Below are 14,221 nucleotides of genomic sequence, written 5' to 3'. Positions count from 1 at the left end.
GGAGCGCCGCTCCCCTGAACATTTCTGGAGAATGGTATGAAATCAGTGGTAATCCATGCTGAGGGGAACGTCTGCGTTGAAGAACACCCTATCCCCACGCTGCAAACGGAAGACGATGTCCTGGTCAAAGTGGTCAGCTCCGGGCTGTGCGGCTCCGATATCCCGCGCATTTTCGCAAAAGGCGCGCACTACTACCCTATTACGCTTGGGCATGAATTCAGCGGCTATGTCGAGTCCTACGGCGCGGCGGTGACCGATCTACAGCCCGGCGACGCTGTTGCCTGCGTGCCGCTGCTGCCCTGCTTCCAGTGTCCGCAGTGCCAGCGCGAATATTTTTCTTTATGTAAGCAGTATCAGTTCGTCGGCTCCCGCAGCGAGGGCGGCAACGCCGAATACGTGGTGGTGAAGCGCGCCAACCTGTTCCGCCTGCCGGATCAGATGCCCATTGATGACGGCGCGTTTATCGAGCCAATAACCGTTGGCCTGCACGCTTTTCATCTGGCGCAGGGCTGCGAGGGTAAAAACGTCATTATTATCGGCGCCGGCACCATCGGCCTGCTGGCGCTGCAGTGCGCCCGCGAGCTAGGAGCCAATAGCGTCACGGCTATCGACATTAATCCACAGAAGCTGGAGCTGGCCAAAACCCTTGGCGCGAGCCGGGTGTTCAACAGCCGCGAGATGAGCGGCCAGGCGATTCAACAGGCGCTGGAGGAAATCCAGTTCGATCAGCTCGTCCTCGAGACCGCCGGTACGCCGCAGACCGTCGCATTAGCAATTGAAGCCGCCGGGCCGCGGGCGCAGCTGGCGCTGGTCGGTACCCTGCATCACGACCTAACGCTGCCTGCCGTCACCTTCGGGCAAATTCTGCGTAAAGAGCTGAATATCGTCGGCAGTTGGATGAACTACTCAGGCCCGTGGCCGGGAGAAGAGTGGCAAACAGCAACCCGCCTGCTGACGGAAAAACGCCTGCAGTTGGCGCCGTTGATAGCTCATCGCGGCGATGCCGAGAGTTTTGCTCGCGAAGTTCAGGCGCTAAACGGCGCGCCGATGCAGGGTAAAATCCTACTTAAACTTTCCTGATCGCTTGAGCCAGCAATCTGCGCTGGCTCACATTACCTTTCGAAAATTATCGTTCAACTTTCGTTATCCTTCGATTAAACTAAGTTGAGTTAATTATCAGGCAAATCAAGATGAACTCATTTGAACGAAGGAACAAAATCGTCGATATGGTGAATACGCAGGGCAGCGTATTGGTTTTAGACCTTTCGAATCTCTTTGGCATCTCTGAAGTCACCATTCGCGCCGACCTCCGTATGCTGGAAGAGAAAGGCCTGGTGACCCGTTTTCACGGCGGTGCCGCCCGCCCGGGTAGCGATCTGACCGAGAGTGATAACCTGGAAGTGGTACTGGAAGATCGTTACCAGCTCGCCAGCGATCCGAAAAAGCGCATCGCCCAGGCCGCCGCGGCAATGATCCATGAAGGCATGACGGTGATCCTCGATAGCGGCAGCACCACGCTGCTGATAGCCGAGGCGCTGGTACGAATGACCAATATCACCGTCATCACCAATAGCCTACCCGCCGCGTTTACGCTGTCGGAAAATAAAGATATTACGCTGGTGGTATGCGGCGGTACGGTTCGGCACAAAACGCATTCAATGCACGGAACCATCGCTGAACGTTCGCTGCAGGGGATTTGCGCCGACCTGATGTTCGTTGGCGCCGATGGTATCGATGCGACCAACGGCATCACCACCTTTAATGAAGGCTATTCGATCAGCAGCGTGATGGCCGCCGCCGCGCATAAAGTGATCGCCGTGCTCGATGCCAGCAAATTCAATCGCCGGGGCTTTAACCAGGTCCTGCCGATGGACAAAATTGACTGCGTGATTACCGACGACGGCATCAGTGACGCCGACCGCGCGGCGTTAAATAGCAAGAAGGTGGAATTGAAGATCGTGTAATTGCGCGCGAATCGGCGATTTTATTCCGACATTTATTCCGACATTTATTCCGACATTTATTCCGACATGTAGGATGAAATCCAAGGTGCCCTTCAACATCAGAAGGGCACCTTGCTGTCCTCAGCTACACCTGACAGGCTTACTCCCCCTGCTGCTCCAGCGCGTATTTATACAGCGCGTTCTTCTTCACGCCGTGGATTTCCGCGGCCAGCGCGGCGGCTTTCTTCAACGGCAGTTCCGCCTGTAGCAGCGCCAGAGTCCGCAGCGCGGCTGCCGGCAGTGCCTCTTCCTGGGCCTTAAAACCTTCGACGATCAGCACCATCTCGCCTTTGCGGCGATTTTCGTCTTCCTTCACCCATGCCACCAGCTCGCCAATCGGCGCGCCGTGGATAGACTCCCAGGTTTTGGTCAGCTCGCGCGCCAACACCACGTAGCGGGATTCGCCCAAAACCGCGCAGATATCTTCCAGACTCTCCACCAGGCGGTGCGTTGACTCATAGAAGATAATGGTGCGCGGTTCTTCTTCCAGCGCCTTCAGGGTATCGCGGCGGCCTTTTGATTTCGCCGGCAGGAAACCTTCGTAGCAGAAACGATCTGACGGCAAACCGGCGGCGCTCAGAGCGGCAATCGCGGCACATGGGCCCGGTAGCGGCACCACGCGGATATTGGCTTCACGGCAGGTGCGCACCAGATGGTAGCCGGGATCGTTAATCAGCGGCGTGCCGGCATCGGACACCAGCGCGATGTTTTGTCCTTCTTTTAATTTCGCTAAAAGTGTTTCGGCCTTTTGCTGCTCGTTATGGTCGTGAAGGGCAAATAAACGGGCGTTAATCGCAAAATGCTGCAGCAGCAAACCGGTATGGCGGGTATCCTCAGCAGCAATTAAATCAACAGCTTGCAACACTTCCAGTGCGCGCTGCGTGATATCAGACAGATTCCCTATCGGAGTGGGCACAATATACAGTTGCCCCTGAGAATTATCCGCTGATTCGTGTTGTTTCATTGTCTCGTCCGTATTGCCGATTTAATATTGAGCATTGAGCCAAAAAAATATCACTGGATACATATGGTACCGTCAACATTTCTTCGTTCTAAGCCCGCGCGCTGTCTGCCCGTATTGCTGGCGACTCTTCTTTTTGCTGGCTGCGGCACCCACACGCAGGATCAAAGCACGGCGTTTATGCAGGGTACGTCGCAGGCCAACTCCAGTTTCTACCTACAGCAGATGCAGCAAAGCACGAATGATAGCAAGACCAACTGGCAATTACTCGCCATTCGTGCACTGCTGCAGGAAGGTAAGAAGCAGCAGGCTATCGACCTGTACAACCAACTGCCGTCGAACCTGAACAGCACGCAGGCCCGCGAACAGTCGCTGCTGGCGGTGGAAGTCAAACTGGCGCAAGGCGATTACCAGGGCGCGAAGGCATTACTGAGCAAACTCGACCCTCTCAGTTTTGAGAAAAATCAGCAGCCGCGCTACTGGCAGGCGCAAATTGACGCCAGCCAGGGGCAGCCCTCTCTGGCGCTGCTGCGCGCGCTGATTGCCCAGCAGCCCCTGCTAAGCCAGGCGAAACAAAAACAACAAAACATCGACGCCACGTGGAAAGCGCTGACGGCGATGACCCCACAGCAGGCCAACGCGCTGGTGATCAATGCCGACGAAAACGTGCTGCAGGGCTGGCTGGATCTGCAGCGGATGTGGTTCGATAACCGCAACGATCCGGCGATGCTGAAAGCGGGCGTCAAAGACTGGCAAATCCGTTATCCGCAGAACCCGGGGGCGCAGATGCTGCCCACCGCGCTGGTGAACATGCAAAACTATAAACCGGCCTCGACCAATAAAATCGCCCTGCTGCTGCCTCTGAACGGCCAGGCGGCGATTTTCGGCCGCACTATCCAGCAGGGTTTTGAAGCGGCGAAGAATGGCGCCCCAGCGGTCCAGGGCAACGCAGTGCCGGCGCAGGTCGCCCAGGCGGCGAATGTTGCCGGCAATAATGATGTGGTGAGCCCTTCGCAGGCGGAAGTCGGCGATCTCACCGCCACCGGCAGCCAGGCCGCACCGGTGCAGGCGCCAGCGGAAACGCAGGCCGCGCCTGCCGCAAAACCAGCAGCCGCTCCGCTACCCGCCCCGGTTGCCGCAACGCCGGCAGCACAGCCAGTAGCACAACCGGTGAGCGCGCCAGCCGCGCAGCCGCAGCCCGCGGTGGCGGCAACCGCCAATCCTGCCGCTGAGCTGAAAATTTACGACACCACCAGCCAGCCGATGAGCCAGCTTCTGGCGCAGGTACAGCAGGACGGCGCGACCATTGTTGTCGGCCCGCTATTGAAAGAAAACGTCGAAGAGGTGATGAAAAGCAACACCTCGCTGAACGTGCTGGCCCTTAACCAGCCGGGGAAAGTCGAGAACCGCCCGAACCTGTGCTACTTCGCGCTCTCCCCGGAAGATGAAGCCCGCGACGCGGCGCGTCATATTCACGATCAGGGCAAACAAACGCCGTTACTGCTGGTGCCGCGCGGCGCGCTTGGCGACCGCGTGGTCAGCGCTTTCGCCGACGAGTGGCTGAAGCTGGGCGGCGGTACGGTGCTGCAGCAGCGTCTGGGATCGACAGCGGAGCTGAAATCCGGCGTCAACGGCGGCGGGATCTCACTGACCGGCAGCCCGGTATCGACGCTGCCGTCATCTGTAGATAGCTCGCTCGGCAGCCCAAGCGACGTTCCGGTCAGCAGCGGCGGCAGCATCGATGCCGCCTATATCGTCGCCACCCCGGAACAAATTGGCTATATCAAGCCGCTGATCGCGATGCGCAACGGCAGCCAGAGCAACGTCACCCTGTACGCCAGCTCCCGTAGCGCGCAAGGCACCTCTGGCCCGGATTTCCGTCTGGAGATGGAAGGCCTGCAATATAGCGAAATCCCGATGCTGGCCGGCAGTAACCCGGCGCTGATGCAGCAGGCGCTCTCCACCGTGCGTAACGACTACTCGCTGGCGCGGCTGTATGCAATGGGCGCCGATGCCTGGTCGCTGGCGAATCATTTCGCGCAAATGCGCCAGAGCCCAGGTTACCAGCTGAACGGCAATACGGGCGATCTGACGGCCACGCCGGACTGCGTGATAAACAGGAAGTTATCATGGCTCAAGTACCAACAGGGACAAATCGTCGCAGCCAACTAAGTAAACAGACCGGCGACGCCTGGGAAAGCCAGGCGCGTCGGTGGTTAGAACGGCATGGACTGCGTTTTATCGCCGCCAACGCCCGCGAGCGCGGCGGCGAGATCGACCTTATTATGCGCGACGGCGCGGTTATCGTGTTCGTCGAAGTGCGCTACCGGCGCAGCGCCAGCTACGGCGATGCCGCCGCCAGCGTCACGCCGCAAAAGCAACAACGCCTTCTCAAGGCCGCTCGTCTGTGGCTCTCCCGACAGAATGGGAGTTTTGATACTGTGGATTGCCGTTTCGATGTGGTAGCCTTCACCGGCAACGACATCCAATGGCTGAAAAACGCCTTTGGCGAATAGCGTATTATCAGATTTAAGGGATCCCGTGCTCGACAGAATTAAAGCCTGCTTTACCGAAAGCATTCAAACCCAAATCGCCGCCGCGGAAGCGCTCCCGGACGCCATCTCGCGCGCGGCAATGACGCTCGTTCAGTCGCTGCTTAACGGCAACAAAATCCTCTGTTGTGGTAATGGCACCTCCGCCGCCAACGCACAGCATTTTGCTGCCAGCATGATCAATCGTTTCGAAACAGAGCGCCCTGGTTTACCCGCCATTGCACTAAATACCGATAATGTGGTCTTAACCGCAATCGCCAACGATCGCCTGCATGATGAAATCTATGCTAAGCAGGTGCGCGCGCTGGGACACGCCGGCGATGTACTACTGGCGATTTCTACGCGCGGAAATAGCCGGGATATCGTGAAAGCCGTGGAAGCGGCGGTCACCCGCGATATGACTATCGTGGCGTTAACCGGTTACGACGGCGGCGAGCTGGCTGGCCTGTTAGGTCAGCAGGACGTTGAAATCCGCATTCCTTCACACCGCAGCGCGCGGATCCAGGAAATGCACATGCTCACCGTCAATTGTCTGTGCGATTTGATTGATAACACGCTTTTTCCACACCAGGACGAATAAGGAGAACACATGAAGGCTCTCTCGCCCCTCGCCATCCTGCTTTCTGCGCTACTGCTACAGGGCTGCGTCGCCGCAGCGGTAGTCGGTACGGCAGCCGTCGGCACCAAAGCGGCAACGGACCCGCGTACGGTGGGTACGCAGGTTGATGACAGCACCCTGGAGCTGCGCGTTAACAGCGCCTTAGGGAAAGATGAACAGATTAAGAAAGAAGCGCGTATTAACGTCACCGCTTATCAGGGCAAAGTCCTGCTGACCGGCCAGTCGCCGACCGCCGATCTCTCCTCTCGCGCCAAACAAATTGCGATGGGGGTTGAAGGGACTACCGAAGTCTTCAATGAAGTACGTCAAGGCCAGCCGATTGGCTTAGGCACCGCGTCGTCGGATACCTGGATCACCACCAAAGTTCGTTCCCAGCTGCTGGGTAGCGATCAGGTGAAGTCTTCGAATGTGAAAGTGACGACCGAAAATAGCGAAGTGTTCCTGATGGGCCTGGTCACCGACCGTGAAGGCCGCGCAGCGGCGGATATCGCCAGCCGGGTTAGTGGCGTGAGCCGCGTCACCACCGCCTTTACCTATCTTAAATAAACGTTATCTAACCCGGCTGGCGCTTCGCTAAGCCGGGCTACCCAATAGCACTACGCTGTAGGCCGGGTAAGGCGTAGCCGCCACCCGGCACAAAATCCGGCGCCGGGGCTACAGCCCCGCCCCGGAAAATTACACTAGCGCCAGCGCGCCAACGATCGCCCCGCACAACGCCACCAGCCCGCCGGTTAGCCACAGCGCTTTAGCCGGGAACGCCTTACGCAACATAATCAGCGACGGCACGCTCACCGCCGGCAAAGTAATCAGCAGCGCCAGCGCCGGCGCGGTGCCCATTCCGGCCAGCATCATCGTCTGCACAATCGGGATTTCTGCCGCCGTCGGGATAACGAACAGGCAACCGGCTATCGCCATTGCGATCACCCAGAACAGCGTGTTATCGACCGCGCCCTCAGCGTGCGGGAACAGCCAGACCCGCGCCGCGCCCAGTACCAGCACCGCGAGGATGTAAACCGGGATCGTACTCCAGAACAGCGACCACAGCGCGCGCAGCCAGCGGCTGATAAAACTGCCCTCATCGCGCTGCAGTTGGCTAATGTCTTCTGTCGCCACCGGCTGCGTCGCCGCCTCTTTTACCCATTTTTGCACGAGCGTCGCCACCACTAGCACCGTCGCCAGCCCGGCCACTAGTCTGATCAGAGCAAACTGCCAACCTAGCACGAAGCCCATGAAGACCAGCGTTGCCGGGTTCAGCAGCGGGTTGCCCATCCAGAACGCCAGCGCTCCGCCCATCGACACCTGCTGTTTACGCATACCGGCGGCGACCGGCGCGGCGCAGCAGGTACACATCATCCCCGGTAGCGAAAAAATCGCTCCCAGCAGCGTGCCCTGAAAACGAGATTGCCCAAGCGTGCGCAGCAGCCAGTCGCGTGGGATCAACACCTGAATAAGCGACCCGAGCAGCACGCCGAGCACCGCCGCTTTCCAGACCGCGAGGAAGTAAACCATCGCGTAATCCCATGCCGCCTGTAGCGGGTTTACATCAGACTGCGCGAGAATAGATTTACCGATACTGTGGGTTTCCGCGGCCGTAAAGGCTTTACCGTAATACGGCTGCCATTTGACGTACCACAGACCAACGATAACGACGAGAAAGAACAGCGCGGGTTTCCACCATTGAAATGGTGATGCCGCCTGAGATGAAGACTGACCAGCCATAGCATTCCCCAGGGAGAAGTGATAACAAATAAGGAGGTGAATACTACGCCTGCCGTCCAAATTTGAAAATGGTTAATCCACCTGCCGGGCAGCGCGCTCCCGTAGCTGAGACGAGGTAAGGATCTGGACGCCTTCATGGCTCGGCGCCAGCGCCTCCGCGAGCAGGGCAGTCGCTACATCGCGAGCCTGAATAGCTTTCCAGTCTCCAGGCAGAAAACGAAATAGCGGTGCAAAGAGCGTTTCATTGGCGCGTTTGTGCTCCCGATCCCCCAGCAACATTGAAGGACGGGCAATGGTCAGCCGCGGCCACTCCTGCGCCATCAGCGCCTCTTCCATTTCCCCTTTCACGCGGTTATAGAAGAAGGGCGAATGCGCATTGGCGCCCATCGCGCTGACCACCAGCATATGTTGCGCCCCAAGGCGCTTCCCGACCAGTGCCGTATCCACCACCAGCGTATAGTCAGCATGCACAAACGCTTCTTTACTCCCCGCTTCCCGTCGCGTGGTGCCCAGGCAGCAGAAAACGATATCGACAGGATCAACCACCTGCGCCAGTGCATCGGTCAACTGCGGATCGTAAGGATTAAAGACCCCTTCCGCGGGCGGGAGTGGGCGGCGAGTCGGCGCAGTAATCGCGCTAATGCCCGGCTCACTTTGCAGCAAACGAAGTAAGTGCCCACCAACCAAACCAGTCGCGCCGGTTAATAATACCTGACTCATCGAATCTCCTTTGCAGAATTGTCTGCCTTGCACTTTGCCCCACATGTTCCAGGCTTAATAGCTTACGAGGTAAGTATCCACCATCATCATGGAAATGCCTCATTCACTGCCAAAAGATCGGAGGAAGAATGAGTAAAAAGATTGCCGTACTAATCACCGACGACTTCGAAGATTCTGAATTCACCTCACCTGCCGAGGCCTTTAAACTTGCCGGACATCAGGTCGTGACGATTGAGAAACAGGCAGGAAAAACGGTAAAAGGGAAACAAGGCGAGGCTGAAGTGGCGATCGACAAAGCAATAGATGACGTGACGCCGGCGCAGTTTGACGCGTTGTTGCTGCCAGGCGGCTATTCACCGGACCAGTTGCGGGGGGATGAGCGCTTCGTCACTTTTACTCGCGACTTCGTGAATAGCGGTAAGCCGGTCTTTGCCATCTGCCATGGCCCGCAGCTGCTTATCAGCGCAGGCGTCATTCGCGGGCGTAAACTCACGGCGGTTAAACCCATCGTGGTCGACGTGAAAAATGCCGGCGGTGAGTTTTACGATCAGGAAGTGGTGCTTGATAACGATCAGTTAGTCACCAGCCGAACGCCAGACGACCTGCCGGCGTTCAATCGCGAGGCGCTACGCCTGCTCGGCGCTTGAGTCGCGCAGCCAGTATAGCTTTTTGCCAAAACCCAGCGTGTTGTCGGTAAATTTAAGCTCGTCGGGACGGATCTCCCACACCGGCGCCGACAACATGCGGGCAACAGGGAAGCGCTTAACGTAGCGCTTGCGCATCTCAGCCTCTTCATCACCGTGAAGGCGGCGGATCTCCCCCTTAAACTGCACGCCGCGGATCAAGGCAACGGTCTTTGGCTGGCCGTTGACCGTCCCGGCGACTTTCGCGCCTTCGCCGGTCATCTGGCCGTGACGGGTTTTTTCGTCGCTTAGTAGATAAAAAGCGACGTTATCCGGGTCGTAAACATAAAACGCATTGGCGCACCATAGCTCGTCATCACGCGCGACGCACCAGGTGATGACGTGCTGTTTACCCAGCCAGCGGCTAATCGCGGCAAGCGTATCCATCTTTATTCTCCATTATGCTATGGTGCACACCCCCTAACAGACTGACGTTATTACCGTGTGCTGGTTTCTCTATCTTATTCGAACCGCTGATAACCGCCTGTATACCGGCATTACCACCGATGTCCCGCGCCGCTTTCTTCAGCATCAGGAAGGCAAAGGAGCGAAAGCACTGCGCGGCAAAGGAGAACTGGCGCTGGCGTTTAGTCAGAAAGTTGGTGACCACTCACTTGCGCTGCGGCTGGAGTATCGCATCAAGCAGCTAACGAAGCGCCAGAAAGAGCGCCTCGTTGCCGGGGATGGTTTGTTCGAGACCCTACTGGAGGGGCTCAGAAGCGATTGAAATGATCGCTGTACTCGACCAGACCGTGTACGCCCTGCAGCGCGTCATCCGCCAGACGATGCACCTGGAAGGCTTCCGCGGTGTCCGGCCAACGGCAGCGTAAATCGAACGCGGCCGCGGGTTCAAAGCCCAAACGGCCATACAGCGCCGGCTCGCCCAGCGTGACCACCGCGGCGTACCCAAATTCATTTAATGAATCCAGCCCTTCGTAGACCAGCTGTCGGCCAATACCCTGGCCGCGATAGCTTTCATCTACCGCCAATGGCGCCAGCCCTACCCACTGCAGCTCTTCACCTTCGACGGTGACCGGGCTAAAGGCGACATAGCCCACCACCTGGCCTTCATCGTCAGTGGCGACTAAGCCCAGCGTGATCAGACCATCTTCACGCAGATCGTGCACCAGCTTCGCTTCCGCGTCGCTGCCGAACGTACGGCGCAGCAGCGCGTCGATACCCGGCGCATCAATCCCAATTTCCACTCGAATCAGCATGCCTCACCTACCGATGTCTGTTCAGGTTTCTGCGGGCTCTTCAGGCCTGCTTCGACAAAATCCGCCATCTGCAGCAGCATGACGCGCAGTGCTTTCGGCATCTGCTCCAGCTCGATGGCATCCATCAGGTTCTTCACGTATAGACCCAGCTCAGTATCACCTTCAATCACCAGACGACGCTGGAAGAATAGCGTATCCGGATCCTGTTTACGCGCGGCAATCATCAGCAGATCGCTGGCATCGGCGCTAAAGCTGACATCGGCGTCAGCCTGCTGGCTGACCACCAGGCGACCGTCGACTACCGAGGTATACCACAGCAGGCCAATATCGCGCACATTAATACTTAACCAGCGACCTTCGAGAAACTCCAGTTCTCCATCCGCCAGCGCCTGGCGAAATTGCCAGCTCAATACTTGTTCCAGCACCTGGCGCTTGAGGGCAAAAGGCGCCAGCTTAACCGGCACGCTCATTAAAGACGGGCCAAAACGGACCAGCCGGGAACGCAGTTCATCCAACACAAGCTTCACTCCATGCATGCAATAGTTTCGCTATTGTGCCATATCAAATAAACGACATAGCGGCGTAAATCAACAAAATCGCGATGATGGCCGCCAGCTATTGAGCCCACCAATACGCTTTTAACTGCCTCAAATCAAAAATTGTCACCAGAAGGTTAACTAAAATCCCAGCTCGTTAACCATTTTGCGTCCCTGACCGGCCGCGTTTTTCAGGAAAAATTATGGAGCTGCTCTGCCCCGCCGGTAACCTCCCGGCACTTAAGGCGGCCATCGAAAACGGCGCCGATGCCGTCTATATCGGGCTGAAAGATGACACCAATGCCCGCCACTTTGCCGGCCTTAATTTCACCGAAAAGAAATTGCAGGAAGCCGTCAGCTTTGTGCACCAGCATCGCCGTAAGCTACATATCGCGATTAACACCTTCGCCCATCCCGACGGTTATGCCCGTTGGCAGCGAGCGGTGGATATGGCCGCGCAATTGGGCGCCGACGCGCTCATCCTCGCCGATATCGCGATGCTGGAGTACGCCGCGGAACGCTACCCGCACATCGAACGTCACGTTTCAGTGCAGGCGTCCGCCACTAACGAAGAGGCGGTGCGTTTTTATCACCGCAACTTTGACGTTGCCCGCGTCGTACTGCCGCGGGTGTTATCCATTCACCAGGTGAAACAGTTAGCCCGCGCCACGCCGGTGCCACTGGAAGTCTTCGCCTTCGGTAGCTTATGCATCATGGCGGAAGGCCGCTGCTATCTCTCGTCGTATCTCACCGGCGAATCGCCAAATACCGTCGGCGCCTGTTCGCCCGCGCGCTTCGTCCGCTGGCAGCAAACGCCGCAGGGGCTGGAGTCACGCCTTAACGAAGTGCTGATCGATCGCTATCAGGATGGCGAAAATGCCGGTTATCCGACGCTATGCAAAGGCCGCTACCTGGTCGACGGCGAGCGCTACCACGCGCTGGAAGAACCCACCAGCCTCAATACCCTGGAGCTGTTGCCAGAACTGATGGCCGCCAATATCGCCTCGGTAAAAATCGAAGGCCGTCAGCGCAGCCCGGCATACGTCACCCAGGTAGCGAAGGTCTGGCGTCAGGCGATCGATCGCTGTAAAGCCGATCCGCAGAACTTCGTACCGCAATCCGCATGGATGGAAACCCTTGGTTCGATGTCCGAAGGAACGCAAACCACCCTTGGCGCCTATCACCGTAAATGGCAGTGAGAAACATGAAATATTCATTAGGGCCGGTGCTGTACTACTGGCCAAAAGAGACGCTGGAAGATTTTTACCAGCAGGCGGCAAACAGTAGTGCTGACACCATTTATCTGGGCGAAGCGGTGTGCAGCAAACGCCGCGCCACTAAAGTCGGCGATTGGCTTGAGATGGCGAAAACGCTGGCCGGTAGCGGCAAGCAGGTGGTGCTTTCCACCCTCGCGCTGGTGCAGGCCTCCTCCGAACTGGGCGAGCTGAAGCGCTATGTCGAGAACGGCGAATTCCTGATTGAAGCCAGCGACCTCGGCGTGGTCAATCTCTGTGCCGAACGCAAGTTGCCCTTCGTCGCGGGTCATGCGCTGAACTGCTACAACGCCGTCACCCTGCGCCTGCTGCTGAAACAGGGCATGGTGCGCTGGTGTATGCCGGTTGAACTCTCCCGCGACTGGCTGGCTAATTTACTGACCCAGTGTGAAGAGCTGGGTATTCGCAACCAGTTTGAAGTCGAAGTGCTGAGCTACGGCCATCTGCCGCTGGCCTATTCCGCGCGCTGCTTTACCGCTCGCTCGGAAGACCGGCCAAAAGACGAATGCGAAACCTGCTGCATCAAGTACCCAACCGGGCGCAGCATGCTGTCGCAGGAGAACCAGCAGGTGTTTGTGCTTAACGGCATTCAGACGATGAGCGGCTACGTCTATAACCTTGGCAACGAGTTAACCTCGATGCACGGTCTGGTGGATATGGTGCGCCTGTCGCCGATGGGTAGCGAGACCTTCGCCATGCTCGACGCCTTCCGCGCCAATGAAAATGGCGCTGCGCCGCTGGATCTCACCGCTAACAGCGATTGCAACGGCTACTGGAAACGGCTGGCCGGGCTGGAGCTGCAGGCGTAAGGTGAAGTGTAAAAGCTCACTTTGTTAACAACGGTTATTAATTTTTAATGCACTATTAAAAGATTCACCGTCGACAAAGTGAGCTGTTATGACTGATAAAACCATTCCGTTCTCGGTGCTCGATCTGGCGCCGATCCCGCAGGGTTCTTCTGCTAAAGAAGCCTTTTCCCATTCTCTCGCTCTCGCCCAACTGGCGGAATCCCGCGGCTACCACCGTTATTGGCTGGCTGAGCACCATAATATGGTGGGCATTGCCAGCGCGGCGACCTCGGTGTTGATTGGCTATCTTGCCGCCAATACCACCACCCTGCATCTGGGATCCGGTGGCGTGATGTTGCCAAACCACTCGCCGCTGGTGATCGCCGAACAGTTCGGCACCCTGAATACGCTGTATCCCGGACGTATCGATCTCGGCCTTGGCCGCGCGCCGGGCAGCGATCAGCCGACCATGCGCGCGCTGCGTCGCCACATGAGCGGCGATGTCGATAATTTCCCGCGCGATGTGGCGGAGTTGGTGGACTGGTTTGACGCTCGCGATGCTCATCCGCAGGTGCGCCCGGTTCCCGGCTATGGCGAACGAATTCCGGTGTGGCTGCTGGGCTCAAGCCTGTACAGCGCGCAGCTGGCGGCGCAGCTTGGTCTGCCGTTTGCCTTCGCCTCTCACTTCGCGCCGGACATGCTATTCCAGGCTCTGCATCTGTACCGCAGCAACTTCAAACCTTCGGCGCGGCTCGAAAAACCGTACGCGATGGTATGCATCAATATTATCGCCGCCGATAGTAATCGCGACGCGGAGTTCCTCTTTACCTCGATGCAGCAGGCGTTCGTTAAGCTGCGCCGCGGTGAAACCGGGCAGTTGCCGCCGCCGGTGGAAAATATGCATCAGCTGTGGTCAGCGTCCGAGCAGTATGGTGTACAGCAGGCATTGAGCATGTCGCTGGTTGGCGATAAGACCAAAGTTCGCCATGGGTTAACGTCGATTCTTCGCGAAACGGAAGCGGACGAAATCATGGTCAATGGCCAGATCTTCGACCACCAGGCACGCCTGCATTCGTTTGATTTAGCGATGCAGGTGAAAGAGGAATTGCTAGGTTAGTAACGCGGTAAGCCCGGTGCGCGTCACGCCAC

Annotated in this window: 17 protein-coding genes; 11 read left to right on the top strand and 6 right to left on the bottom strand. The window is 57.8% G+C overall.

Going from position 1 to position 14,221, the window contains the following annotated elements:
• Window positions 1-36 precede the first annotated feature (36 nt).
• A complete protein-coding gene (gene gatD / locus PGR29_RS13185) occupies window positions 37-1,080 on the top strand; it encodes a galactitol-1-phosphate 5-dehydrogenase (protein WP_316424669.1) in 1,044 nt (347 codons plus the stop codon).
• A gap of 110 nt (window positions 1,081-1,190) precedes the next feature.
• Window positions 1,191-1,964, top strand: a complete 774-nt coding sequence (locus tag PGR29_RS13180) for a DeoR/GlpR family DNA-binding transcription regulator (protein ID WP_316424668.1) — start codon at window positions 1,191-1,193, stop codon at window positions 1,962-1,964.
• 139 nt (window positions 1,965-2,103) lie between these two features.
• On the opposite strand, the gene rsmI is transcribed toward PGR29_RS13180, so the two are convergent.
• Complete coding sequence (gene rsmI, locus PGR29_RS13175) at window positions 2,104-2,967, bottom strand: 16S rRNA (cytidine(1402)-2'-O)-methyltransferase (RefSeq protein ID WP_047044743.1); 864 nt, start codon at window positions 2,965-2,967, stop codon at window positions 2,104-2,106.
• 63 nt (window positions 2,968-3,030) lie between these two features.
• On the opposite strand from rsmI, the gene PGR29_RS13170 reads away from it, so the two are divergent.
• Genes PGR29_RS13170 through dolP form a run of 4 tightly spaced genes read left to right on the top strand, consistent with a single transcriptional unit; the run spans window position 3,031 to window position 6,681 of the window.
• Window positions 3,031-5,136 carry a penicillin-binding protein activator gene (locus PGR29_RS13170; protein WP_087859914.1) on the top strand — a complete coding sequence of 702 codons (2,106 nt, stop codon included), beginning with the start codon at window positions 3,031-3,033 and terminating at the stop codon, window positions 5,134-5,136.
• Window positions 5,094-5,480 (top strand): YraN family protein, encoded by a 387-nt coding sequence (locus tag PGR29_RS13165; RefSeq protein ID WP_045394928.1) that lies wholly within the window; start codon window positions 5,094-5,096, stop codon window positions 5,478-5,480. Before PGR29_RS13170 ends, PGR29_RS13165 begins: the two co-directional genes overlap by 43 nt.
• A 25-nt stretch (window positions 5,481-5,505) precedes the next feature.
• On the top strand, window positions 5,506-6,096 hold the full coding sequence (diaA, locus tag PGR29_RS13160) for a DnaA initiator-associating protein DiaA (RefSeq protein ID WP_015369544.1): 591 nt from the start codon (window positions 5,506-5,508) through the stop codon (window positions 6,094-6,096).
• Between the two features lie 9 nt (window positions 6,097-6,105).
• Entirely contained in the window at window positions 6,106-6,681 is a 576-nt protein-coding gene (gene dolP, locus PGR29_RS13155; protein WP_045394929.1) for a division/outer membrane stress-associated lipid-binding lipoprotein, read from the top strand.
• A gap of 129 nt (window positions 6,682-6,810) precedes the next feature.
• Here dolP and PGR29_RS13150 read toward each other — a convergent pair whose 3' ends face one another.
• A complete protein-coding gene (locus PGR29_RS13150) occupies window positions 6,811-7,854 on the bottom strand; it encodes a permease (RefSeq protein WP_113373131.1) in 1,044 nt (347 codons plus the stop codon).
• 72 nt (window positions 7,855-7,926) lie between these two features.
• Window positions 7,927-8,574 (bottom strand): NAD(P)H-binding protein, encoded by a 648-nt coding sequence (locus PGR29_RS13145; protein WP_271032068.1) that lies wholly within the window; start codon window positions 8,572-8,574, stop codon window positions 7,927-7,929.
• Between the two features lie 128 nt (window positions 8,575-8,702).
• On the opposite strand from PGR29_RS13145, the gene PGR29_RS13140 reads away from it, so the two are divergent.
• Window positions 8,703-9,221 carry a type 1 glutamine amidotransferase domain-containing protein gene (locus tag PGR29_RS13140; RefSeq protein ID WP_020077844.1) on the top strand — a complete coding sequence of 173 codons (519 nt, stop codon included), beginning with the start codon at window positions 8,703-8,705 and terminating at the stop codon, window positions 9,219-9,221.
• Here PGR29_RS13140 and PGR29_RS13135 read toward each other — a convergent pair.
• Complete coding sequence (locus PGR29_RS13135) at window positions 9,201-9,644, bottom strand: YhbP family protein (RefSeq protein WP_087859919.1); 444 nt, start codon at window positions 9,642-9,644, stop codon at window positions 9,201-9,203. The genes PGR29_RS13140 and PGR29_RS13135 overlap by 21 nt on opposite strands.
• A gap of 49 nt (window positions 9,645-9,693) precedes the next feature.
• Between PGR29_RS13135 and PGR29_RS13130 the strand changes: the two genes are divergently transcribed.
• A complete protein-coding gene (locus PGR29_RS13130; protein WP_213793706.1) occupies window positions 9,694-9,984 on the top strand; it encodes a GIY-YIG nuclease family protein in 291 nt (96 codons plus the stop codon).
• Here PGR29_RS13130 and PGR29_RS13125 read toward each other — a convergent pair.
• Together PGR29_RS13125 and ubiT are read right to left on the bottom strand one after the other, a co-directional pair.
• Window positions 9,971-10,474 (bottom strand): GNAT family N-acetyltransferase, encoded by a 504-nt coding sequence (locus PGR29_RS13125; protein ID WP_015703593.1) that lies wholly within the window; start codon window positions 10,472-10,474, stop codon window positions 9,971-9,973. The genes PGR29_RS13130 and PGR29_RS13125 overlap by 14 nt on opposite strands.
• Complete coding sequence (gene ubiT, locus PGR29_RS13120; protein ID WP_015369536.1) at window positions 10,468-10,992, bottom strand: ubiquinone anaerobic biosynthesis accessory factor UbiT; 525 nt, start codon at window positions 10,990-10,992, stop codon at window positions 10,468-10,470. Before ubiT ends, PGR29_RS13125 begins: the two co-directional genes overlap by 7 nt.
• A 221-nt stretch (window positions 10,993-11,213) precedes the next feature.
• On the opposite strand from ubiT, the gene ubiU reads away from it, so the two are divergent.
• The 3 genes from ubiU (at window position 11,214) to PGR29_RS13105 (ending at window position 14,189) form a co-directional block, all read left to right on the top strand.
• Window positions 11,214-12,209, top strand: coding sequence for a ubiquinone anaerobic biosynthesis protein UbiU (ubiU, locus tag PGR29_RS13115; protein ID WP_045377933.1), 996 nt, complete (start codon window positions 11,214-11,216; stop codon window positions 12,207-12,209).
• A gap of 5 nt (window positions 12,210-12,214) precedes the next feature.
• Window positions 12,215-13,093 carry a U32 family peptidase gene (locus PGR29_RS13110; RefSeq protein WP_087859949.1) on the top strand — a complete coding sequence of 293 codons (879 nt, stop codon included), beginning with the start codon at window positions 12,215-12,217 and terminating at the stop codon, window positions 13,091-13,093.
• A gap of 88 nt (window positions 13,094-13,181) precedes the next feature.
• A complete protein-coding gene (locus PGR29_RS13105) occupies window positions 13,182-14,189 on the top strand; it encodes a luciferase-like monooxygenase (RefSeq protein WP_316424667.1) in 1,008 nt (335 codons plus the stop codon).
• The last annotated feature ends 32 nt before the right edge of the window (window positions 14,190-14,221 follow it).

It is taken from the genome of Klebsiella sp. 141203, assembly GCF_032601985.1.
GTDB classification, from domain to species: Bacteria; Pseudomonadota; Gammaproteobacteria; order Enterobacterales; family Enterobacteriaceae; genus Klebsiella; species Klebsiella aerogenes.
The sequence above is the reverse complement of the archived record's forward strand: the minus strand, read 5'-3'. Positions and strand labels throughout refer to the sequence as shown.